21 protein-coding genes and 1 pseudogene are annotated in these 21906 nt (G+C 59.4%); 13 read left to right on the top strand and 9 right to left on the bottom strand.

The window, feature by feature from the left end:
• Positions 1-3 precede the first annotated feature (3 nt).
• From M0D64_RS31175 to M0D64_RS31135, 9 genes are all read left to right on the top strand, one after another.
• On the top strand, positions 4-975 hold the full coding sequence (locus tag M0D64_RS31175) for an ABC transporter permease (protein ID WP_266260609.1): 972 nt from the start codon (positions 4-6) through the stop codon (positions 973-975).
• Positions 972-1979, top strand: coding sequence for an ABC transporter permease (locus tag M0D64_RS31170; protein WP_171928604.1), 1008 nt, complete (start codon positions 972-974; stop codon positions 1977-1979). Before M0D64_RS31175 ends, M0D64_RS31170 begins: the two co-directional genes overlap by 4 nt.
• Positions 1980-2495: 516 nt before the next feature.
• Positions 2496-3614: a porin gene (locus M0D64_RS31165; protein WP_154566103.1), complete on the top strand. Its 1119-nt coding sequence runs from the start codon at positions 2496-2498 to the stop codon at positions 3612-3614.
• Positions 3615-3722: 108 nt separating this feature from the next.
• On the top strand, positions 3723-4853 hold the full coding sequence (locus M0D64_RS31160; protein WP_266260608.1) for a YncE family protein: 1131 nt from the start codon (positions 3723-3725) through the stop codon (positions 4851-4853).
• A gap of 139 nt (positions 4854-4992) precedes the next feature.
• Positions 4993-5322 (top strand): hypothetical protein, encoded by a 330-nt coding sequence (locus M0D64_RS31155; RefSeq protein ID WP_266260607.1) that lies wholly within the window; start codon positions 4993-4995, stop codon positions 5320-5322.
• Between the two features lie 173 nt (positions 5323-5495).
• A complete protein-coding gene (locus M0D64_RS31150) occupies positions 5496-6059 on the top strand; it encodes a heme-binding protein (RefSeq protein WP_266260606.1) in 564 nt (187 codons plus the stop codon).
• Between the two features lie 39 nt (positions 6060-6098).
• Positions 6099-7301 carry an acetamidase/formamidase family protein gene (locus M0D64_RS31145; protein WP_266260605.1) on the top strand — a complete coding sequence of 401 codons (1203 nt, stop codon included), beginning with the start codon at positions 6099-6101 and terminating at the stop codon, positions 7299-7301.
• 102 nt (positions 7302-7403) lie between these two features.
• Positions 7404-8693 carry an MFS transporter gene (locus M0D64_RS31140; protein WP_266260604.1) on the top strand — a complete coding sequence of 430 codons (1290 nt, stop codon included), beginning with the start codon at positions 7404-7406 and terminating at the stop codon, positions 8691-8693.
• Positions 8694-8856: 163 nt separating this feature from the next.
• A complete protein-coding gene (locus M0D64_RS31135) occupies positions 8857-9816 on the top strand; it encodes a fumarylacetoacetate hydrolase family protein (RefSeq protein WP_266260603.1) in 960 nt (319 codons plus the stop codon).
• A gap of 65 nt (positions 9817-9881) precedes the next feature.
• On the opposite strand, the gene M0D64_RS31130 is transcribed toward M0D64_RS31135, so the two are convergent.
• Entirely contained in the window at positions 9882-10748 is an 867-nt protein-coding gene (locus tag M0D64_RS31130; protein WP_266260602.1) for an AraC family transcriptional regulator, read from the bottom strand.
• A gap of 17 nt (positions 10749-10765) precedes the next feature.
• On the opposite strand from M0D64_RS31130, the gene M0D64_RS31125 reads away from it, so the two are divergent.
• Positions 10766-11863 carry an alpha/beta fold hydrolase gene (locus M0D64_RS31125; RefSeq protein WP_266260601.1) on the top strand — a complete coding sequence of 366 codons (1098 nt, stop codon included), beginning with the start codon at positions 10766-10768 and terminating at the stop codon, positions 11861-11863.
• 24 nt (positions 11864-11887) lie between these two features.
• On the opposite strand, the gene M0D64_RS31120 is transcribed toward M0D64_RS31125, so the two are convergent.
• Both M0D64_RS31120 and M0D64_RS31115 read right to left on the bottom strand, forming a co-directional pair.
• Positions 11888-12091: a hypothetical protein gene (locus M0D64_RS31120; protein WP_266240491.1), complete on the bottom strand. Its 204-nt coding sequence runs from the start codon at positions 12089-12091 to the stop codon at positions 11888-11890.
• A 160-nt stretch (positions 12092-12251) separates the two neighbouring features.
• Positions 12252-14618, bottom strand: coding sequence for a DNA polymerase II (locus M0D64_RS31115; protein ID WP_266260600.1), 2367 nt, complete (start codon positions 14616-14618; stop codon positions 12252-12254).
• A gap of 218 nt (positions 14619-14836) precedes the next feature.
• Here M0D64_RS31115 and M0D64_RS31110 point away from each other — a divergent pair, with 218 nt between their 5' ends.
• Positions 14837-15262, top strand: a complete 426-nt coding sequence (locus M0D64_RS31110) for a PRC-barrel domain-containing protein (protein WP_266260599.1) — start codon at positions 14837-14839, stop codon at positions 15260-15262.
• Positions 15263-15456: 194 nt separating this feature from the next.
• On the opposite strand, the gene M0D64_RS31105 is transcribed toward M0D64_RS31110, so the two are convergent.
• Positions 15457-16467 carry a DUF2891 domain-containing protein gene (locus tag M0D64_RS31105; protein WP_154565616.1) on the bottom strand — a complete coding sequence of 337 codons (1011 nt, stop codon included), beginning with the start codon at positions 16465-16467 and terminating at the stop codon, positions 15457-15459.
• Between the two features lie 10 nt (positions 16468-16477).
• Positions 16478-16630, bottom strand: coding sequence for a DUF979 family protein (locus tag M0D64_RS31100; protein ID WP_266240494.1), 153 nt, complete (start codon positions 16628-16630; stop codon positions 16478-16480).
• A gap of 202 nt (positions 16631-16832) precedes the next feature.
• Between M0D64_RS31100 and M0D64_RS31095 the strand changes: the two genes are divergently transcribed.
• On the top strand, positions 16833-18050 hold the full coding sequence (locus tag M0D64_RS31095; RefSeq protein ID WP_266260598.1) for an amidohydrolase family protein: 1218 nt from the start codon (positions 16833-16835) through the stop codon (positions 18048-18050).
• Here the strand turns inward: M0D64_RS31095 and M0D64_RS31090 are convergent.
• Complete coding sequence (locus M0D64_RS31090) at positions 18019-19242, bottom strand: amidohydrolase family protein (RefSeq protein ID WP_266260642.1); 1224 nt, start codon at positions 19240-19242, stop codon at positions 18019-18021. The two genes, M0D64_RS31095 and M0D64_RS31090, sit on opposite strands and share 32 nt — an antisense overlap.
• 195 nt (positions 19243-19437) lie before the next feature.
• Between M0D64_RS31090 and M0D64_RS31085 the strand changes: the two are divergent.
• Positions 19438-19578, top strand: a pseudogene (locus tag M0D64_RS31085) (LysR family transcriptional regulator); the annotation flags it as partial.
• A gap of 1 nt (position 19579) precedes the next feature.
• Here M0D64_RS31085 and M0D64_RS31080 read toward each other — a convergent pair.
• From M0D64_RS31080 to M0D64_RS31070, 3 genes are all read right to left on the bottom strand, one after another.
• Positions 19580-20002 carry a hypothetical protein gene (locus M0D64_RS31080; RefSeq protein ID WP_266240497.1) on the bottom strand — a complete coding sequence of 141 codons (423 nt, stop codon included), beginning with the start codon at positions 20000-20002 and terminating at the stop codon, positions 19580-19582.
• Positions 20003-20015: 13 nt separating this feature from the next.
• A complete protein-coding gene (locus M0D64_RS31075) occupies positions 20016-20924 on the bottom strand; it encodes an NAD(P)-dependent oxidoreductase (RefSeq protein ID WP_266240498.1) in 909 nt (302 codons plus the stop codon).
• A gap of 84 nt (positions 20925-21008) precedes the next feature.
• Positions 21009-21371 (bottom strand): RidA family protein, encoded by a 363-nt coding sequence (locus M0D64_RS31070; RefSeq protein ID WP_171926147.1) that lies wholly within the window; start codon positions 21369-21371, stop codon positions 21009-21011.
• Positions 21372-21906 lie beyond the last annotated feature (535 nt).

The following is a 21906-nucleotide window of genomic DNA, read 5'->3' as shown; positions in this document are numbered from 1 at the left end:
ATCATGGACGCAAGCGCTGAAAGAATCAGTGTGATACGAAAGCGGCGGCCAGTGCCGTCGATTGTCGCGGCGAGCGGTGTACTTACGGTGGCGGCGATGTTCGGCGTGCCCGGCTTTGCATCGAGTGGCAACATCACCAACATTGGACTGCAGGTTTCGATCCTGCTCATGATTGCCATGCCGATGACGCTCGTCATCCTGAGCGAGGGGCTCGACCTCTCCGTGGGTGCGCTCCTCAGTCTCTGTGCGGTCGTTTTCGCTCAGACTCTTGGGTTGGGGTGGGGCATCGCGCTGGCGTTATGTGCTTCGGTGGCGGTAGGGATGCTGACGGGTCTCTTCAACGGCGCCCTCATCGCGAGGCTGGGGCTTCCTCCCTTTGTTGTCACACTCGGTACGCTCGGCATTGCCCACGGTATCGCGCTAGTGCTGACGGACGGCAATGCGGTTGTCGTCGGGAACCCCAACGTGGCCCAGCTCTACGCGTGGACCCTTCTCGGCATTCCGTTTCCGGTGATCTTTGCGCTCCTCGCGTATGCGCTTACCCATCTCCTGTTGTATCACACCCGGTTTGGCACCTATGTGTTCGCCATCGGCGGTAATCGGGACGCGCTGCTTCTCGCCGGCATCAAGGCCAAAGCCTTTCACATTGCGATCTATGTCTTCGGTGGATTGATGGTCGGCCTGGCAGCACTGGTGCTGGTTGGTCGAATGAATTCTGCAGAGCCCAATTCGGCAATCGGCATGGAGTTCGATGCCATTGCGGCCGTAGTCCTCGGTGGCACGTCTTTCGAGCGTGGCGAAGGATGGCTGTTCGGCACGGTCATGGGCGTCGTGACGATCGGCGTTTTGCGCAATGCCTTGAATCTCCTTGGCATTGAGTCCTCTCTTCAGGTTGTTTCCGTCGGGATGCTGGTGCTCCTTGTCGTTGTTATCGATAGTGTGCGCAAGTCCAGAGTCAATGGAGCGAAAGCATGAGTATTCTGAACAACTCCCGCTTCGTATGGTCCCGTGTCAGCCAGTTGGATGTGCGTCATCATGTTCGCGAGGAAACGGCCACGCTGATCTATCGCGCCGTACTCATCGTTCTGATTGCGATGGCATTGGCTTTCACGACGTCGGCGTTTTCTACCGCCCCCAATCTGCTCAACGTTCTGCGTCAGGCGAGCCTGATGTTCCTGCTCGCTTCCGGGCTTACGCTGGTGATCCTGTCCGGCGGCTTTGATCTCTCGATCGCGGCCAATCTTACGCTGTCTGCCTGTCTGGCGGCGGGTGTCATGAAGACAGGCGGGTCGCCGATTCTGGCGGCCGCCACCGCGCTTTCATGCAGCACGCTGATCGGCCTGCTCAATGGTCTCGCTGTGACGTTGCTGCGGCTTCCGCCGTTTCTCGCCACCTATGGGATGCTTTGGGTCGTTCAGGGGCTCGCGTTCCATTACATGGGCGGCAACGAAATCTACGGCTTTCCGACGGGGTTCAGAACACTGGGCACAGGATTCCTCGGCGGCATACCGTTGCCCGTCTACATGATGGTATTCGTGCTGATTGGTGCGACGATCGTCACGGGAGGACTCAACTTCGGCCGGGAAATCTATGCGATCGGCGCCAATAGCGAGGTTGCGAGGCTCTCAGGCATACCGGTGCGCCGGCGCAAAATTGCCGTTTATACGATAAGCGGCTTGATGTCCGGGATTGCCGCGCTCATCTATCTCGCGCGGGTCAATGCAGCAGATTCAGCCATGGGCGAGCCGCTTCTGCTTCCCGTCATCGCGGCCATATTGATCGGCGGCACGTCCCTGTTCGGTGGCGCAGGGAGCTTGCTCGGCACGTTGTCCGGGTGCCTCATTCTTGCACTCGTGATCGACGGGATGAACCTCCTGAACCTCAACTCAAACTGGCAACCATTGATCATTGGCGCCGTTCTGCTCGTTGCCGTACTCGCGGACGTGCTCGGACGGGGCAGAAACGAGCGGATCGGCTGACTCTGCCAGGCGATACATGACCTCACGGTTGTTTGTCGCTCATTGTGTTGTTAGTCCTGTATGCCCTTTGCCGTTGTTGTCGCTATTTCCACCTGACGTTAGTCACGAAAACGGACGCTTTGATAAGCGGCGAGACTTCGAGGTCAAGGACTTTAACCGGATGTTCCGTATTATCTGAATAACGATCCGGCCGACACAAACGTAATCGCTAACGAGATCAGTTGAGAACGCACCGGAAGAATAGGGCGGCCAACGGATCTTCAATACGAGTCTTCAGGCAATCGATTGCATCAGTATTGCAGAAGTAGATCTTTAGGAAGGATTTGGCGTGGTGGTGGGGCGGAAAGCCGGCTAAGGCGATGACCGAGGCAATCTGGCTGTCGTGCAGGTGCGTCGCGTGTTTCTTTTAGCTTGTCTTTCTTTCCTGAACGATTCGTACAACGAATATATAAATGCGAGCTGTGAAGTCGGAAACGGCTGGCAGTGAATCCATTACTAAGAGCGAGTGAGGAAGACATGAAACGAAGGCTGATTGCCGCGGTCATTGGCGCGGGGCTGTGCAGCGCTGGTTTGAGCTGTGCGAGCTTTGCGCAGAGCAGCATCACGATGGCGGGCAAACTGGACGACGGTATCACGTTCGTCGACAACGAAGGCGGTCACCACAATTACAAGGCCGATAGCGGCGTGCTCTTTCCAAATCTATGGATATTGACGGGCACCGAGGATTTGGGCGGCGGCATCAAGACCGTGTTCAAGTTGTCGTCGCTGTTTAACCTGAACAACGGTCAGCTCAATCAGGCGAACACGCTATTTGGCCAGCAGGCATGGGTGGGTCTGCAGACCGACTACGGCACGCTGACAATGGGCAGGCAGTTCGACTTCAGCGCGGATTTCTTTGGGCAGTTCAACGTGGGCGCCTCCGGCAGTGGTTACGCGATCCATCAGGGCGACTTCGACCACACCAACAATGACCGCCTGAACAACTCCATCAAGTACACGAGTCCTGTGTGGGGCGGCTTCACGTTTGGCGCGATGTACGGCTTTAGCAATACGCCGGGAAGTTTTCATGACGGAAGCGGTTGGAGTGCCGGCTTGCAATACGCCAATGGACCTCTGATTGTGGGGGCAGCGTACACGTACGAGGCCAAGCCCACGCTGGACCCTTATGCGCAAATTGGTGTCCACACGTTCTTCAATGTGCCTGTCGCCTCTGTGTCGGGCAATACCGCGACCGATCTGATGCCCGAGTTCCAGATCAGCTCTCTGGGAACGTTCGGGATCGGCGCATCGTACGCGATTGGAGACTTTACGCTCTACGGCGACTTCAGCGACACCGTCCTGAAGTACCAGGCCCAGACCTCGGTCATGCATGTCTATGAAACCGGGGCGACGTATCAGGTCACGCCGGCCACGCAACTGGTTCTGGGTTATCAGCACACCGGCTTCGAAGGTCACACGTGGAATCAGGTGACTGCAGCGGCGCTTTATTCGCTGTCGAAACGGACCCAGGTTTATATCTCCTCGGATTACCTGAAGGCGTCATCCGGCGTGGACCCCGTCATCGGCGGGAGTTTCGCGCCCTCGCTGGCACGTCAGCAGGCTGACGTGCGAATCGGCATGTATCACGCTTTCTAAGCACCCTTATTTCGCAGGTTTGTCCGCGCTGCGATAACCAAATTGGGGAAGTGCTCCCCGTCCCAGCCGCGGCTGGAAATTTTAACGATTGATTGGAGGAGTCAACACATGAAACGTACATACCTTGGCCTGGCTTTAGCGGGTACTTGCGCGGTCGGCGCTTATACATGGGCGAGCAACGCGGCGGAGACCGCGCCCAAATGGGTTGCGAATATTCCGGTGACGAGCGCCAAGCCGTTCGGCTTCGACATCAGTGCGTCGGCGGATGGCAAGTACTACCTGGCTGACGGCGCGAACGCCACGTTGGACGTGTTCGACGCAAAAACGGCCACACTGCTCGACCAGATTTCGGCGAACTTCGCCGGCATCGGACCCAGCCATGACAAATCGGGACCATCGGGGGTCACGCCGGTGCCGGGCACGTCGCTGGTGTACGTCGGCGACGTCAACTCGGTCAAGGTGATCGACGTCGCAACCAAAAAGCTGGTTAAAACCATTGCCGTCAGCACGTCCGGTATTCGCGCCGACGAGAGCTGCCTGGACCCTGAGCATCATGTCGTGATGTTCTCGAGCGGCGCAGAGGAACCGCCTTTTGCCACCTTCATCAATACCGAGAGCCAGGAAGTGATCGGGAAACTCTCGTTGAAGGACTCGACTGGTCTTGAAGCGTGCGCCTATGACCCGAAGGGCAAGAACTTCGTGTTGAACAACGATGGTACGAAAGCCAACCCGAAAGGGGAGGTCGATGTAATTCCGGTCACGTCGGTTCTCGAAGGCAAGCCTGTGGTTGCGAACGTTTTCTCGCTGAAGGGTTGTGAAGGCCCGACCGGCCTCGCGATGGGCCCGGGCAACGATGCACTGATCGGATGCGATCCGGACGAGGGTGGCAAGCAGACTACGGTGATCATCGACCGTACGAACGGCAAAACCGTCGCCGAGTTGCCGTTCGGCGGTGCGGACGAAGTCGTGTACGACCCGGTGTCCAATCGTTACTTCCTCGCCGCCGGTCACCGTTCGGCCGACAACGTCTCCCAGGTCGGCAGCAAGACGGCGAAGTTCGACCCGGCACTCGGCATTATCGACGCCGCTACGCGCAGCATCGTCGCGATTGTTCCGACCACGATGGGCGCGCACTCAGTGGCGGTGGACGGTGAGTCTCATCGTGTCTTCGTGCCGCACGGACCGGGGCACTCGGAGCAGTTTGCAGGTGCGGGCGTAGCGGTATTCGCGACCGAGTAAGCGCCCCTATAGCTGTTTGCCGCGTGTGACTCGCAGTCGGACCGTTGTCATGTCCCCAGGACTTCGTCGAGTGGTCCTGGGGCGCCGTGCAGCACTGTCCCGCTGCCCTCAGTAGTTCAACTTTCAAAAAGACTCAATCATGGTCCAGTTTCGTGCAGTTTCAGCTGCACTCGTCGTATCGCTTGGTTTGGTGCTTATCGAGGCGCCTGTGGCGACGGCTCAACCGGCTAGTGGCGAGCAGGCGTCCTCCTCCATGGGCGCGTCAACGCCAAAGCAGATCGCCAAGGCCCAACGGAAGGCTGCTAGCAAGGCCCGGCGGGAAAAGAAGAACGCCGAGTTGAAGGCCCTCGAGAAGAACGGCTATCGAGAGTCAGGCAATCAGGATAACTATCCGCAGAATCTCATGGACGCGGAGCGTAAGGCCGCTGCATCGAAACCCGCTACACCGGCGTCCGCATCGGGTCAATAACACGCTCGACTTTAAGGGTGGCGCTGGGGGCTGCGTTCTCAGCGATAGGCCCGATCGAAAATTATCGGACTCGCTGGTAAGCGCGCAATCTTTCTGGTTATAGGGACGCGCGCTCCCCAGCATAAGCTTCATCTATCGAGCGGTGCTCGAGGTGTCATGAAGAGGAGACTAGCTTGAGATTCCGTCGTTCAGCTCCGTCAAACAAGGCTGTATTCGCCACATTGCTGGGTTCGGCGTGCCTCGTTTTCCTGAGCAACGTTTGCGCCGCCGACACAACTCAAGCGCAGCAGACAGCGCCTCCGCTTGCAAGCTATTCGCTGAGTATCAAGCAGGCAATGAAGCTTGTCGACATCGCAATGGCAACTGCGCAGAGCCGCCATCTCGCGATGAGTTTCGCCGTGCTCGACCCGGGAGGGCACCTCATCATGGCTGTACGCATGGACGGCGCGCCATTTGTTAGCGTTGATTTCGCCCGCGGCAAAGCCTTCGCCTCCGTGGCGCTCGGCGGCCAGTCCGGTGCGACGCTGGAGCAGCGCTTCAAGGACGATCCTTCGGAGTACAGCAATGTTTCCGGCGCTGGGTATTTCGCCCCGTTTCTGCCGGCACGGGGTGTGTTTCCTGTTTTTGTCGACGGGCATCTGTTAGGCGCCGTTGGCGCGAGTGGTGCGCCCTCGGAGATCGATGATCAGGTCGTCAAGGGTGCAATTGAAGCAATCGGCGCAACGACGGTGCGATGACACGTCGTGTCCTATTGAAACGATATTGGGAAGATTTTCATGAAACGCGAAACAGAACAACGCGATGCAGTGGGCGTAACAGGCGCCACGGACGACAGGCATGCCTCGACATGTGACGCCACCGACGCTTGCCGCCGATCGATTCTGAAGCTTGGTTTCGGTGCGTTTGCGGCGGGCGCTTTAGGTTTGTCCGGCGCCGCTCGCGCGCAGAGCGGCTCGTCGCAAGCGGCGAAGGCCGCGACCGCCTCGCGCGAAGGTCAGACCATCAAACTGGTGCCGTCGCTGGAAACGGTCAAGGTCGGGCAGATCGAGCCAAGCGCGCCGACGGCAGTCACGATCAAGTCGGGCGATACCGTCTGGTATGACGGCACGTGGACCAATTGGGGCAATGAGGCCAAGTATGGGCTGACCTTCAAGGAGCGCGAGCCGATCCGCAAGAAGTACCCCAACGGTCCCTTCTCGCTGATTGGGCCCGTTTCGATCATCGGTGCCGAAGCGGGCGATCTGGTTGAATGCCGTATGTTGAAGATGCGGCCGATCGACTGGGGCTGGAACTCCGCGCCTCCCGGTGTCGGCGCATTGCCGCACGATTTCAAGCCTTACCTGCGCTATCTGAAATTCGACAAGGACAGGACCGCCGCGGCATATGTGCCGGGCGTCAATATTCCTCTGCAGCCATTTCAGGCGTATATCGCCACGCAGCCGGCCGGCGAGAAACCCATCAGCGCGAATCTGGCCGGCAACTACGGCGGCAATCTGGACTGTGCCGTGCTGGGGGTGGACACGTCGATCTTCCTGCCTGTACAGGTCACCGGTGCGCGGGTGTGGACGGGTGGCTCCATGGGCGCCTCGGGTGAAGGCAACGTCGATCAGACCTCGATTGAGACGGCTTTCGAAGAGATGCGTATCCAGTACATCCTGCACAAAGGCGCTGCGCTGAATGTGCCCATGGCGGAGACGCCTGACCACTGGATCGGTTTCGGGTTTTCCGACTCTCTCGAGAATTCACTGGTTGCCTGTCTGCGCCAGATGATTAGCTGGCTGTCTGCCGCCAGTGGCATTGCCCCGGAAGATTGCTATGGAATCTATAGCGTGGCAGGCAGCTTCCGTGTGACGCAATACGCCAATCAGACCGGAACGGTTTACTCGACCATTCCGCCCAAAGGCATTCATTGCATGCTTCCCAAGCGCATTTTTACCCCCGCGCTGCAGCAGCGCATCGCAGCGTCTATCCGGGCTTGAGTCCATGGTGGTGCGTCAGTTCAACAGGCGTGTGCTCGCGCCTTGCTACAGCATGTCAGCCGGGTCGCGTACCCGTGCACGAGTTGCAAAGGAGATGATTCGATGATTGCGAAAGACCCGAACCCGTCCATGGAAGGCGGCCTGGCCAAAACACGCCGCGTGGGGCCCGTGCTGGCCCTGCTGGTGTGCTTCCTGGTGATCGTTCTGGACGGATTCAACACCACGTCGATCTCCTTTGTCGTGCCGAGGCTCGCTCATGAGTGGCATCTGGCGCCGGCGCTCTTCACCACCGTTTTTGTGGCGACGAACATTGGCGCGGCGATTGGCTTCATGATTTCCGGTCCGCTCGCTCAACGTTTCGGACACCGTTCCATGGGTGTCGCGAGTGTTGTGCTATTTGCCGGGAGCACGCTCGTGACGGCGTACGCGACCAATATCGCCAGCATGTCCGTCATGCGCCTTGCGGCGGCCATCGGTTTGGGCGCGGCGTTGCCGATCGCCATTACGGCGGCGGCCGGCATCATTGGCACGAAGCATAAGGTGGCGGCGTCCCTGCTCGTTACGACTGGCATGTCCGTCGGCGCCGTCACGGGCGGCGTGGCAGGTGGTCCTCTGATGAGTCACTTCGGCTGGCAGTCGATCTTTGTGACAGGTGGTGTCCTGCCTTTCCTGCTGGTTGTTGCGTTCTTTCGCATCCTCCCGGCGCGCAGCCCGGTGATAGCCGATGCCGCCGCCGTGCGTGTGTCTAACCCGCTCAAGGCGCTGTTCGAAAATGGTCTGGGCGCCTATACGTGCCTGCTGTGGCTGTTCTCATTCCTGATCTTCATGGACGTCTACGCACTGCTGTTCTGGGTGCCGACGTTGCTGGTGGATTTCGGCTTCTCAGCGGACCATGCGTCGGTCGGCATGGCGGCCTTCAGTATCGGTGGTCTGAGCGGCAACGTCCTGATGACGGTGGCGGTCACGATGATGACGCTTGCCGGCAGGCTCAGGGTGAAATCGGCGCTGGTTGTGGGATTGTTGCTGGTGATTATCAGCGTCGGCAGCCTTAGCCAGGTGGCGGTGACGCCGGCCATCGTGCTGCTGTTCATCGGTGTGATCGGCGCAGGTCTGGTCAACGGCATCATGGGCCAAACCGCGCTCGCAGTCGCCTTCTATCCGCCGGAGATTCGTGCAACCGGGGTGGGCTGGGGGCATGCAATCGGGCGGGTCGGTTCCTTCGTTGGGCCTGCGATTGGCGGAGGCTTGCTGTCGCTCGGTTGGCCGGTGCGCGAGATTCTCCTCACCGCCGTTGTGCCGGCCGGCGCGGCGATCCTTGCTCTCGGCGCCCTGTCGCTGGTCGGTCGTAGAGCGGTTCAAAAGTTTCCCGATAACGCCATGGTGGAGAACTGAGACTCGCCACGTCATGCTCCGCTGATTGACGAGTCGTCAATCGAACTCATGAACGCTCGAAAACGCCGGCGTGCCGCCGGCACTATCGACACACATGGGACAGCGCTCCCACATTCAGACTGCAAATCCAGCTATTTAATCCAACCCAAAGACACACTAGATCATGAAAATTATTGCTTACTCAGACGGTGGCCGCATCGCACTAGGAGTCGTCACCAGCCCGACCCATTTTGTTGCTGTCTCCGACATCGCCCCGGACCTGCCATCAAGCCTCATTTCAATCCTGGAGCAGGAGGATGGACTCACGCGGTTGCGGTTAGCGGCAGAAGGACGGCAAGGCGACCGGGCGCTCGCTGACGTCACACTCAAGCCCTTCCTGGACCGCCCAAACGCGATGTGGGCTTTGGCGTTGAACTTCAAGAGCCATATCGCGGAGACGGGACTTCAAACGTCGATGGAATTTCCCCACCTTTTCATGCGCACGGCTGCATCCTATGTCGGCGCCGGCGAGCCGATTCTGGCACCGCCGGAATCCATTGCACGCGCGTTCGACTACGAGTGCGAACTAGGTGTTGTCATAGGCACGCCTGGTCGTTACATTCCGGTGGAGCGAGCGCTGGAACATGTTGCGGGTTACACCTGCCTCAACGAAGGATCGGTTCGCGAGTTCCAGATGCACAATCGTCAATTCGGCCTCGGCAAGAATTTCGAAGCATCGGGGTCCTATGGGCCGTGGTTGATGACCCGCGACGAATTTGGCGATCCTGCCACGCACTCCATCAAGACTCGCATCAACGGTGTCGTTCGTCAGAGCGCACCTCTCGACGATATGCTGTTGAGTGTTGCGCAAGTCATCAGCTATCTGAGTCAGGGTTATCGTTTGCGGCCAGGTGATCTGATTGCGATGGGTACGCCTGGTGCGTTGAAGGCTCAGCCGGATGATGTCGAGGGCAATGACCTCTCGCGTCAATACGGTCCCTTTCCCACATCGGGGCTGGTGCATATGCGGGCGGGAGACTGGGTCGAGGTGGAGATCGACGGACTGGGTGTGCTTGGCAATCCAGTAGCCGCCGATGCGTCCGTCAGCGAAAGTGGTTACGCAGTGCGGAAGTCCGCGGCCTGATTCCGGTTAACGCAATCCTGGCTTTCAGAGGGTGTGGGGATCATTCGAAGCCCCCACACCCTCGTTCAGCCGCGCTGATTGTCCAGCGTCACCGAATGCCTGCGAAACTCACTGGGTGGAACACCCATGTGTTGTGCGAAGAAACGGGTGAAGTGGCTGTGTTCTTCGAACCCCAACTCTTCGGCGACTTCGGAAAGCGGTTTATCGCTAGCTCCAAGCAGCTGGATCGCATGAGACATGCGGACCCAATCTATATAGTGCTGCGGTGAAATGCCCATGCACAGTCGGAACTGCTGGAAGAATCTCGACCTGGACAAGCCGACTTGAGCCGCCACTTGGGCAACGGTGGGATTCGTCAGCGACGCGTGCTTGATGAAATCCAATGCTTTGCGGATGCGAAAATCGACCGGTCTGCCTGACGGGATGATGCCGGCCGTCAATGCGGGATCGGCAAAGTCCCGACCGAGTGCGGTCACCAGATCTGCAAGAATCGGCATGCAATTGTCATCCTGGGCGACCAGGTGGTTGGTGATCGCGGCGGCGATGCGATCCACGTGGTGCTGCACGTCCGGTGTGACGACGACCTTCGCCTTCGGGAAGATGCTTGCAGTGCCGCTTTCGGCGAGTTTCAATTGCTGGCGCAACCAGGGGGCTTCGACGACGAGGGAAAGGATCAGGGAAGGCTCGTCGTCGCTGCAGCTTTTTGAGTGTTCGACCCAAGGGTTCAGGCAGATTGCCCGCGCCGCTGTAAGCGTGCAATCGTCTGCGCCGATGCGGAAATTGCAGTTGCTTCCACCAAGCTTGAAAAGGAACTGGTATTGGGAGTGAGCGTGCGCGACAAGCGGACGGCTAATGAAGTTCACCGTTGCTCGCCCGAAACCTCCTTGCAGAATCCAGACGGGCTTGTCTCCATCAATTGGTACTGTTGTCATACCCAACATTTCTCCACTTGGAACGAGGCAGCGCACGACGCTTTGCCGGGTTCCATGAATACAAAAAAAGACGCTTCGGTAAGCGGCGAGATCCTGCGGAAGGCCAGGAGATTGATAACTCGCACAGACGTCACTTAATCAAAAGTAAGGAGTGCAGTCAATGGGTAGAAACGTGCTCCGACACGCGTGGTGGTTTCAGTGAGAATTTCAGAGCGGATTTCAGAAAGTCAGGACGATTTGGCAAGCAATCGGTACTTTCGGTCAGGTGTTCCGGTGAAGGTCAGCTTATATTGATTCCACCGTATTATTCGAAAGTAGGGATAGGCATGCCGTTTTTTGAACGAGAAGGGATACGCTTCGCATACGATGAGTTCGGCCCTGCGGGGGCGCCTGTCGTTGTATTCAGCCATGGCTTCCTGATGGACGGCGATATGTTCCAGTCGAACATTGCGGAGCTGGCGAATGAATTCCGTTGCGTCGTTTGGGACCAGCGAGGTTTCGGTGCAACCGGAGCCACGACCCGGGCCTTTAGCTATTGGGACTCCGCGCAGGATCTCATTGCCTTGCTCGATCATCTGGAGGTTGCCTCGGCATCGCTTGTCGGCATGTCTCAGGGCGGATTCATATCGATGCGTGCGGCGTTGCTGGAACCGGACCGCTTTCGGGCGATCGCCCTGATATCGACAAGAAGTGATGTCGACTCCGAAGCGGTCCAGCAGTCTTTCGAGGAACTGAAGGCGGAATGGGCACGTAATGGCGCGAAGAACGTCGCACAGAATCTGTCGTCGTTTCTGTTCGGTCCCGAGTACGCGGCATCGGTATGGATCCAGAAATGGATGAACGCTGGCTCGGATCACTTCGAACATCCCGTCAATGCCCTTGTCTCGAGGGACGACATCACGCCGCGCCTTGGCGAGATTACCCATACGTCGATCGTATTTCATGGACGCGACGATGCCGCCATCAGCCCTGACTGCGCAGAGGCGCTCGCCGCCCGGTTGCCGAACTGCAAGGATCTTATATTGGTCGACCGGGCGGGGCACACGCCGAATTTAACGCATGCCGAGATCGTGAATCCGCCGTTACGGGATTTCCTGCTTCGCTACGCACGCTAAAACGAGCCACCCGCCTATCGCAGCTTACTTGCTGCCCGGTACGGTCTGATTGTTGTCTTGTGGCGCCTGAGCCGCTGTATTCTGATCCGCGCCGGCCTGGTTCGCGCTGGACGGTTGATAGCGGGTGTGTTCGTGGTCGTGATTGACATGCATATGCTCGCTGGCAGAAGCCGGAGTAAAAAAGGGCATGCTTAAAACCACGACCGCACAAAACGCAGTGACTTTCATGATGATCCTCTCCACTTGATCTGAAGCGCGTTGGGTTAGCGCCGTTTACATTCTATTCGCAGCGCGAGTCAGTGGAAGGTCGGGTTTGGCTCGATCTGAACGATCGCATTTAAATCATTCGTTTTATGGACAACAAGTTGATCGACATCGTGACCACCCGTCAGAACAACTGTTTCTGCCCGGACATCAAGGTCGTAAAGTCGTCCCGCAATAGCGGCAGGATCGCGTCGGCGACCGGTTGCAACTGCCGTGTCAGATAGTGTTCGTAGTCGATCGCCGAGCGCAACGTTTCGAGCGGTTCCGGTCCGGCGGTTGTCATCACATAGCTGATCCAGCCGCCGTCCTGGTATTGCAGCGGGCGCCCCTGTTGCCGGTTGAACTCGTCGGCCACACGCGCCGCGCGCACATGCGGCGGCACGTTGCGCTCGTAGTCGCCGAGCGAGCGGCGTAGCCGCTTGCGGTACACGAGTTGATCGTCGAGTTTTCCTGCCAGCGTATCGCGCACGTAGTCGCGCACATAGTCCTGATACGGCAATTGTTTGAAGATTCGCCGATAGAGCTCCTGCTGGAACTGCTGGGCGAGCGGCGTCCAATCGGTCCGCACCGTTTCGAGTCCCTTGTAGACGATGTCCTCGCTGCCGTCCGGCAAAACAGTCAGCCCGGCATAGCGTTTCTTGCTGCCTTCTTCGGCGCCGCGAATCGTCGGCATGAAGAAGCGCTTGTAGTGCCGCTCGAATTGCAACTCGAGTGCGCTCTCGAGTCCAAAACGCTCCTGCAGATTCTGCCGCCACCGCGCGTTGATATGCTCGACAAGCGCTTGGCCGATGCGACTCGCGTCTTCCTCGCTATGCGCGTGCTTCAGCCACACGAAGGTCGAATCCGTGTCGCCGTAAATGACCTCGTAGCCTTGCGCCTGAATCAGTTCACGCGTGGTGTGCATGATTTCATGGCCGCGCATGGTGATCGACGACGCAAGACGCGGATCGAAGAACCGGCAGCCGGTGGATCCGAGCACGCCGTAAAAGGCGTTCATGATGATCTTCAACGCTTGCGAAAGCGGCTTGTTGTGCTCACGCTTGGCGGTTTCGCGCCCCTGCCACACCTGGCCGACAATCGACGGCAAACAATGGCGGGTGCGCGAGAAGCGTGCACCGAGAAAACCCGGCACTGATTGATCGTCGCCGGGATTGAGCATGCCTTCGACGAGACCCACCGGATCGATCAGAAACGTGCGGATGATCGACGGGTAAAGGCTCTTGTAGTCGAGCACCAGGACCGAGTCGTAGAGGCCGGGCCGTGAATCCATCACGAAGCCACCAGGGCTCGCGGCGCCGGCCACGTCACCGAGATTCGGCGCGACGTAGCCTTGCCGATGCATCCGCGGCATATACAGATGCGTGAACGCCGCGACCGATCCGCCGCTGCGATCCGCAGGCAGGCCGGTGACCGTCGCGCGTTCCAGCAGAAACGGCAGCAACTCGGTCTTCGCAAAGATACGCGTGACCAGCTCGCAGTCTTTCAGGTTGTACTGCGCGAGCGCGGGCTTGTCCTCATCGAAGCGACGCTGGATTTCATCCATGCGCTGATACGGATTGTCGATGGATTTGCCTTCGCCCAACACCGTGCGCGAGACGTATTCGAGGCTGAACGAAGGGAAACTCCACGTGGCCGAGCGCAGCGCTTCGATACCGTCGATGATCAATCTTCCCGCGGCACCCGCGAAGAAATGGTTCTGTTTGTGGCCGTGCTCGCGCCATTCCATGACCGCGCCACCGCGGCCGAGCCGTAGCGGCACGCGATATTGTTCCGCGTGCTGCTGCAGCACACGCAAATCGAACTGCACGAGGTTCCAGCCGATGATCGCGTCGGGGTCGTGCCGTTCCAGCCACGCGTTCAGTTTTTCGAGCAACTGTGCGCGGGTTTCGCAGTATTCGAGGTCGAAGTCGACACCGCTGGGCTCGCCGTTCGGCGGCCCCAGCATATAGACCTGGCGCTGCCCGCAACCTTCGAGCGCGATCGAATAGAGTTCGGCGTGCGCACTGGTTTCGATATCGAGCGACACCAGCTTCAATGACGGGCGGTAGTTCGTGGCGGGCTTCAATTCGCCGTTCAGAAGCGGACCGCCATGCTGCGCGTCGCCGGCGAACCACACCGGCGCGGTAATGGAGCGCTCCATCATGTAGCGCTCGGGCGGGAAGATGTCGGCCTCGTACACATCGACGCCGCCTTGTTTCAGGCGTTTCTCGAAGCCCGTCAATTGACGGTACTGCGGGCAGTAAAGCCCCATCACCGGCCGCTGCTGGAAGTCGCACAGTTCGAGCGGACGCAGATCGAGCGGCGCCTCGCGGCGCAGGATGGTTTCCGCTCGCTCGCGGTGGTCGGCCGGAATAAAAGCCACCGAAGGCTGAGGACGCAGGCGCACGTGACGGGGCCCGCCGTCTGTTGCCAGCCAGAAATCTACCTCCGTACCGGCGGGCGTATCCCGCCAGTGTCGGGTCAAAATGAAACCCTGTTCAAGCTCAGTCAAACTTCCACCTCTAAACGGGCGTCATCGCCTGGCTCGATTTTACCGTTATGCGCTTTGGGCCGTGCCCCCGCGGTTTCCGTGGCAGCGAAGGGGGCTGGGTTCGTCCGCATGGCACGTCTGGATGCAGACGCGCGGCGTAGTCTGTATCATCGTTTTGCAGCGATTCCTTCGGCGCAGGCCATGCGCCGGTTAAGTCTACTAAGAACGGAGTGAGCGATATGACGTTGAGCAAACTTGTTGTCGTGGTCGCGGTAGCTGCAACTAGCTTTGGTGCGCAGGCGCAAGTCGCCGGCACACAACCCTTGAGCGTCACGGTCGAGCAGTCCAATGCGCTGCTGAGCGGCTGGAGCGTGAAGAAGAGCATTCTTGGCAAAGCCGTCTACAACGATCAGAACGAGAAGATCGGTGCGATCCGCGATCTGGTGATCGCGCCCGACGGCTCGCTGTCCGCTGCCATCGTCGCCGCCGGCGGATTTCTCGGCGTGGCATCGCATGACGTAGCGGTGCCGATCGCTGCGCTGGATATTCGCGGGGGGAATTTCTATCTGGCCGGCGCGACCAAGGACGCCTTGAAGGCGACGCCCGAGTTTCAGTACAACAAGGTTCAGGCACCGCCGAAGCCTAAAAAGCTGACCGGCCAATAATGCCTCAAGCCGGCGGATTCAGCGGCTGGGCCGCACCAGGTGGCTTCTGAACGGCTTCTGCGCGGCTGCTGCGCCGCTTCTGAATCCCGCGGCAAAAGAAAACGGCGCTCGCGGCGCGAATCGGTAGTTGGCCCAAACCGCTTCACGCTTGCAGCGCCGTTTTGCCTTTGATGCGGGCCCCGTCGGGCCACTGCTCACGCTTCCAATGCGAGCGTGGCGAACGTGCCCAGCCAGTGTTCGCCCATATAGTCGCCCGCCACATGCGGCAGGGCGCTCTGAAGATGCCGCTCGGCCGAATCGAACAATGCCGTCCGGCGCACGTCGCCGGCGGGCAGTGCGCGCGCCAGCGACCGCTGGCACCATGCGCGGCTCAGATTCAGACCATCCAGGTGGGCGATCTTGCCATCGGTACGGTCGGTCACGGTGACGGGTTCGAACAGCGTGGCGGGCTTCTTCGCGCCGAGATCGGGCAGAAAGCGCCTGAACCATTCGACGAATTGCGCGGGCGGCAACACGCGCCGCATCAATTCCGCTTCCATCAGGGAAGGCGACAAAAACTCGTCGCCGGCGGGCTCCCATGCCTGACAGGCGACATCGTTCAGGAACCAGCGCTCTGCCGTATTCACCAGCAGCGCCTCGAGCGATTCACGCGAAGTCTGGCGCGCGAAATCGAGCGTGAGCGCTAGCGCGAATGCCATGTTGAAGTGCGTGCCGACGCGCAGCGGGTAGGTCGCTTTCGGCAGAAATTCCTCGAAGCGGCCGACAAAAGTCTCCGTAAGCGGCGCAAAGACCTTGGACCAGCGTGCGGCCTCCGACAGCTTCAGCGAATGGAGTTGCGCGCTCAGCGCGAGCAACCATGCCCATCCATAGGGGCGCTCGAAACCGCGATTGTGCGGCAGGTCGAGATACGCCAGCTCACCGGCCACATTCGCTTCGGTGAAATGCTCGTCGACCACCGCGACGATGCGCGCTGCTTCAGGCAGATCGGGAAAGCGGTCGAGCAGATGCAGGATCAGCCAGTAGCCGTGCACGCATGAATGCCAGTCGTAGCTGCCGTAAAAAATCGGATGCAATGCGCGCGGACCTTGCACGTCTTGCGGACCGGCGAGCGAGTGGGTCAGCTTGTTCGGATACTCGCGCGTGAGGTGGGCGAGCGCAAGATTGGCGAATTTGGACGCGAATTCGGGCGTGAGTTGGACAATCATCGGCGCCTCCTCAAAAGCGGAATACAGATAGGTACGACAGTATGATATTGACGACCGAGAATAGTAAAGCAGCCGGTCGCCGCGCCTTGATCAGGCCATTCTGGCCCTTCAGTTCCAGCAGCACGGCCGGCACGATATTGAAGTTCGGCGCCGTCGGCGCCATCAAAGTGCCGCAGAAGCCGCACAGTATGCCGATCTATCCAGAAAATGAATACAGACCATTCCAACATTTAATTTGGGGATATGTCGGGGGTCCGATATGGTTCAACGATCCATTCCACACAGGACCATGCGGCGCAACGAACGCAACCCGATCAGGGCGCGCTGGATGAGTCCTTGAGTCCTGATTTGCAGAGGCCAGAACCATGTTCGACCGCGTATTCGTCAATGCCGTAGACGCCGACGGCAACCCGCTCAACCTCGCCGTGCGTGAGAGGCGCTTTGTCGCCATCGGTCCGGAACGTTCCGCGATCGGCGGCGCGGAGGTCGTCGATCTGGCAGGCCACCTAGTGTTGCCCGGGTTCGTCGACGGACATATTCACCTCGATAAAAGCTTCGTTGGCGATCGCTGGCGTCCTCATCGTCATGTCGCGAGCCTGCGTGAGCGTCTCGCTATCGAAAAGCAGGAACTGGCAAGCGCCGCGCCTATCGTCGAGCGCGCCGATGCGCTGATCCGCCAGGCCGCGTCGTACGGCACCATTGCGATGCGCAGTCATGTCGACGTCGACGCGACGACGGGTCTGACCAACCTGCATGCCGTGATGGAAGCACGCGAAAAATGGCTCGGTGTGGTGGATATCGAACTCGTTGCGTTCCCGCAGGCGGGCGTCGTGTCGTGTCCGGGCACGGCGGAAGTGCTCGATGCAGCCGCCCGTGAAGGCGCGCAGGTGGTGGGCGGAATCGATCCGACAACGCTGGATGGCGACGCCGAAGGCCAGCTCGATATTGTCTTCGGCATTGCTGAAAAGCGCGGCGTGAAGATCGATATTCACCTCCATGAGCCGGGGCAGCAGGGGATCGAGCAGCTACACCGCATTGCCGCGCGTACCCATGCATCGGGGTTGAACGGCCGTGTATCGGTGAGCCACGCCTACGGGCTCGGCGACGTCGCGCCCGAGGTGGTGGATCGTGTCGCCGCCGCGCTTGCGGAAGCCGGGGTATCGATCATGACGAATGCGCCGGGCGACCGCGCGTTCCCGCCGATCCTGCAACTCCGCGCAGCCGGTGTGCGCGTGTTCGCCGGTAACGACAACATTCAGGACGCATGGTGGCCGTATGGCAACGGCGACATGTTGCAACGAGCCATGCTGGTTGGTTATCGCTCCGGTTTTTATACCGATGAAGAACTGCGCGTTGCGCTCCACATGGCGACGGAAGCGGGCGCGGCCGTGCTGGAGAAAAGCAGCTACGGACTGAAGGTCGGCAATGAGGCGACCTTCGTCGTTGTGAAAGCGCCGAACGCCGCCGCTGCCGTTGCTGCGGCGCGGGCTGATCGGGCCATTGTTCGAAGCGGGCAATTCTGGGGCGATTCGTCCCGTTTGCTGTTCAAGGTCACGACGGCCGGACAGGGCTTTGTTGACTGAGTGCGTCAATCAGCTCGCCGTCGCGCACAACGATGCGTCCGTTCGCGATAACCAGGCGGCGCCTGGGCCGGGCAACCACGGCATGCGCGACGCATTCCGCATCGACCAGCACGAGGTCCGCGCGTGCGCCGACACGCAGGCCATAGTCGGCAAAACCGCAACCTCGAGCGGCAGCGTCGCTCACGCAGTCGAAGGCAATCGCGAGGTCGTCATCGCGCCGCAAGTCGTAGCGCATGCCGATCAGCATCGCGCGCTCAAGCATGTCCGGCACGCCATACGGCGACCAGGTGTCGCGAATACCATCGTTGCCGCCGAAGATCGTGATGCCTTTGTCCCTGCAAACCTTGAGCGGCGGAACGGGGCGAGACGGCGGCGCGCTGGTGAGAAGCGCCACGCGCAGATGCGCGATCCGTTCGAGCAGCGTGTCACGCTCACGTTCCGGTAGTGCGCCGAGGCAGAATGCGTGGCTGACGACCACCTGACCCTGCATGCCCATCGCCTCGACGCGATCGAGCAGCAGTTTCAGCGTGAATGCGCCGACCTCACCGGGTTCGTGCAGATGGATATCGATCGGCTTGCGGTAGCGCTCCGCCAGCTCAAAGGTCGCGTTCAGCGACGCGACGGGATCGCCGTCGATCAAGGCAGGATCGAGTGCGCCGAGTACGTCGGCGCCTGCGTCGAGCGCGCTGCCGAGCAATTCGACCGTGCCGGGACGGATCAACATGCCTGACTGGGGAAACGCGACGATCTGCATGTCCAGCACCTCGCGCATCGTCTGCCGCGTGCTGAGCACGCCTTCGATATAACGCAGCCCGGCGTCGGTATCCACGTCGACATGGGTACGCAGACGCGTCGTGCCTGCCTGCACGAATGCTCGCGCCAGAGCGAGCGACTGGCTGGCCGCATCGTGTCCCGATGTCTTACGCCATTCGCGCTCGTTGCTGATCCGGTCGGTTAGTGCGGGTCCGACCTCGTTGCGATACCACGCGCGGCCCCAGTGGCTTTTGTCGATGTGCGTGTGCCCTTCTACGAAACCCGGCAGCAGCAAAGCGTCGCCGCCGTCTTCAGTCAGCGCGCCAGGTTGCGCTTCGACATGCGGGCCGAGCGCCGCGATGCGGCCGTCGGCGATGCCTACGGAAACCGGTTGGCCGTCAGCCAGCCGGACGTTGGAGAGAAGAAGATAGCGAGTCATGGTGGTCATGCCGATTCGACGGAAGTGGCGATACGGGCCCGCGAGCCGCTTCGTCGCGGCTGCCGAGGAATTGCTTGATGTTATCCGTCTCACCCGGCATTCGAAAATTAAATGTTCAAATGCATATTAGTTGGAAATTGGATAGCATTGGTTAGATATATGCCGTTATCAGGCGCTGCGAGGCCGCTGGCGGATCACGCCGTGCTGACACCGAAGAGCGGGCTGCCTTCGATCGAAACCATGGATATCGCGCTGCTGCACCGTCCGACGGCTGATGCCGCTGTTAAGGAGCTCGCGCGTGCGTTGTCACGGATGTTTGGGCCGCAGCGCCGGTGAGCTAGAACAACGCCAGAATCCGCTGACGTGCCTGCAACGTTTCGGAACACCAGTCCCTGAAGGGAGCAACGCGCCCGAAATTCAGGTGATACCCAAGCGAGATCACTGCACGGTGATTGAGTAACAGATCGGCTGTCGCTGGTTCGGAGTTCGTTTCCTTGATATCGGCGGCCTCGTCAATTTCGCGATTGAGCCGCAAATACTTTAGCGACTTTGCGAGTTGTGCGGGCCTCTTGCCAAGGAGCCGCGCTGCGTCGCCGAGGGGCATCCACAACGCGTTGCCATCATGTCGAACATGCAAGCGCTGACCGCTCACTCGGCATACGTAGACGATTTTTTCAAACTGACTCATTTCAACGACTCGCAAGGTGACGATGCCACGGCTGGTCTCATCTCCGTGTGTGCAAGATTCGAGGAAGGTCACCCCTCCTTCAGGCCTAACCGGCTGCGGCGATACGCCTTAAATGATCGAGCGCCTTACTCCACAACGAACAATATGCGTCCTCCGTCATATATGCTGCGTGTGACGTCAGGGTTGTGTTGGATCGTCCTGTAAGCGTGTCGTCGCGTGGCAATGGCTCTGCGTCAAATACGTCCAGAGCGGCGTGGCCCATTTGCCCGGAGTCAAGTGCCGCGATCATCGCTTTCCTGTCGATCAGTGCCGCACGAGCGGTGTTAACGAGCAGAAATCCTCTCCTGGGAAGCTGCAACAATTCCTCAGTCAACAATCCCTGCGTTTCCTTCGTAAGAGCCAGATGGATGGAGACCACGTCCGCCGTTTGAAGCGCTTTGCGTAGATCGGGTTCAAAGAAGGGAGCTGAACGGGGAGTAGCACTCCATCCGTGCACATCCATACCAAGTGCTTGCCCAAGTTCGGCCACGGCTGTCCCTACGCCACCGAGACCAAGCACCGCAAGCTTGCGCCCCTCGAGCTGCTGGCCTGACAATGGCATCCAGATTCCACCGCGCACGTCGCGATCCATTCTGGCAATCTGTCTTGCCCCCGCAAACATCAGGGCGACTGTATGTTCGGCCACGGCCCGGTCACCATAGCGCGAGACGGTCGACACAGGAACGTCAGCACTTTCTGCGGCCGTCAGGTTAATGTATGAACTCGCTCCCGTACCCATGAACACAATTTCGCGAAGCCCGGCGTTTTCACGAAACAGGGCATCTGGAACGAAACTATGTTCGACCAGGACCACATCTGCACCTTGGCACAACTGCAGCATCTCTTCGCCATCAGGACTGCCCACGTGAATGTCCAGACCCGCGGGAACCGGCAGGCGTCGTCGGGAGATCACTTCATGCAGCTCCGGGGTGCAGTCTACGAAAATCGTTCTCATCGCTGTTGGTTGTCCCGCTTTCGAATGATTGCGGTGATCTATCGGCGCAACTGCGAGTACCTGCCGTTGCCCTCGCCATTGCGATCACGCGTCGGATGACAGATAGGCTATTGCCTGGATTTCAATCTTGTAACCATCGAAGGCGATCTTCGATTCAATACAGGCGCGGCCCGGTGCATGGCCTTCAGGAACCCATGCATCCCAGACCTCGTTGATCTCGTGGAAATAGCGAATATCGCTGAGCCATACGGTCGCAGACACCAGATTTTCTCGGTTCGCGCCGTGGACTGCTAGCAGCCGGTCGATGCGATCCAGAATCTCCGTCGTCTGGGTCTTCGCATCGGCGAACTGATTGTCGTACGCCAATTGGCCCGCGATATAAATCGTATTGCCCGCGCGTACAGCCTGGCTCATGCGCCTGGATGTTTCCGTTCGTTGAATCGTCATCGTGTCCTCTCAAGTTGACATCGTGCGTGTCGCTTACACACAGCACTGAAGACGGGGAGCGCCATTGCCTCCGCACCTCTTTTTTCCTCTGTGCAAACGCTCACGATGGTCTTCATCAGGTCCGTTGATATTTCGACCCGGTATGTCGACGGAGTGCATCGCCGCGTTAAAGGTTTGGCGGGCCGTGTGCGGTTGCGAGAGGCGAGTTTCAGTGTATTGGACTTGCACAGAAGCCAATACCGAGATCAGGACCTTTGTGGCGCAGGCCGCGCTAAATTTGCCCTATTTGCAGCATTTTCTTTTGTGGATTGGCTCGGCCGCCCCCTGTCTAACTGAGCTGGACTTGTCCGGTATTTTCTAGCGATATACCACGCAATTTCGATACTTTTTGCCGCGCCACCTCGCTACGATCAAGTCAGCGGTGGCTGAGCACTTCACTATTCACGCCACGGCAAAGTCGATTGTGGGAACACCATTCCTGGACGACCGAGGCTTCACTACAACTGGTGCCGCTGTTCGCCTGCAAACTACGTGG

Origin of the sequence: Paraburkholderia sp. WS6 (genome assembly GCF_030464835.1) — a bacterium.
GTDB lineage: Bacteria > Pseudomonadota > Gammaproteobacteria > Burkholderiales > Burkholderiaceae > Paraburkholderia > Paraburkholderia madseniana.
The sequence above is the reverse complement of the archived record's forward strand: the minus strand, read 5'-3'. Positions and strand labels throughout refer to the sequence as shown.

Bases quoted from the DNA above. Each gene is read 5' to 3' on its own strand.
- M0D64_RS31175 (WP_266260609.1), top strand. From the start codon at position 4: ATGGACGCAAGCGCTGAAAGAATCAGTGTGATACGAAAGCGGCGGCCA.
- M0D64_RS31170 (WP_171928604.1), top strand. From the start codon at position 972: ATGAGTATTCTGAACAACTCCCGCTTCGTATGGTCCCGTGTCAGCCAG.
- M0D64_RS31165 (WP_154566103.1), top strand. From the start codon at position 2,496: ATGAAACGAAGGCTGATTGCCGCGGTCATTGGCGCGGGGCTGTGCAGC.
- M0D64_RS31160 (WP_266260608.1), top strand. From the start codon at position 3,723: ATGAAACGTACATACCTTGGCCTGGCTTTAGCGGGTACTTGCGCGGTC.
- M0D64_RS31155 (WP_266260607.1), top strand. From the start codon at position 4,993: ATGGTCCAGTTTCGTGCAGTTTCAGCTGCACTCGTCGTATCGCTTGGT.
- M0D64_RS31145 (WP_266260605.1), top strand. From the start codon at position 6,099: ATGAAACGCGAAACAGAACAACGCGATGCAGTGGGCGTAACAGGCGCC.
- M0D64_RS31140 (WP_266260604.1), top strand. From the start codon at position 7,404: ATGATTGCGAAAGACCCGAACCCGTCCATGGAAGGCGGCCTGGCCAAA.
- M0D64_RS31135 (WP_266260603.1), top strand. From the start codon at position 8,857: ATGAAAATTATTGCTTACTCAGACGGTGGCCGCATCGCACTAGGAGTC.
- M0D64_RS31130 (WP_266260602.1), bottom strand. From the start codon at position 10,748: ATGACAACAGTACCAATTGATGGAGACAAGCCCGTCTGGATTCTGCAA.
- M0D64_RS31120 (WP_266240491.1), bottom strand. From the start codon at position 12,091: ATGAAAGTCACTGCGTTTTGTGCGGTCGTGGTTTTAAGCATGCCCTTT.
- M0D64_RS31110 (WP_266260599.1), top strand. From the start codon at position 14,837: ATGACGTTGAGCAAACTTGTTGTCGTGGTCGCGGTAGCTGCAACTAGC.
- M0D64_RS31105 (WP_154565616.1), bottom strand. From the start codon at position 16,467: ATGATTGTCCAACTCACGCCCGAATTCGCGTCCAAATTCGCCAATCTT.
- M0D64_RS31100 (WP_266240494.1), bottom strand. From the start codon at position 16,630: ATGGCGCCGACGGCGCCGAACTTCAATATCGTGCCGGCCGTGCTGCTG.
- M0D64_RS31095 (WP_266260598.1), top strand. From the start codon at position 16,833: ATGTTCGACCGCGTATTCGTCAATGCCGTAGACGCCGACGGCAACCCG.
- M0D64_RS31090 (WP_266260642.1), bottom strand. From the start codon at position 19,242: ATGACTCGCTATCTTCTTCTCTCCAACGTCCGGCTGGCTGACGGCCAA.
- M0D64_RS31075 (WP_266240498.1), bottom strand. From the start codon at position 20,924: ATGAGAACGATTTTCGTAGACTGCACCCCGGAGCTGCATGAAGTGATC.
- M0D64_RS31070 (WP_171926147.1), bottom strand. From the start codon at position 21,371: ATGACGATTCAACGAACGGAAACATCCAGGCGCATGAGCCAGGCTGTA.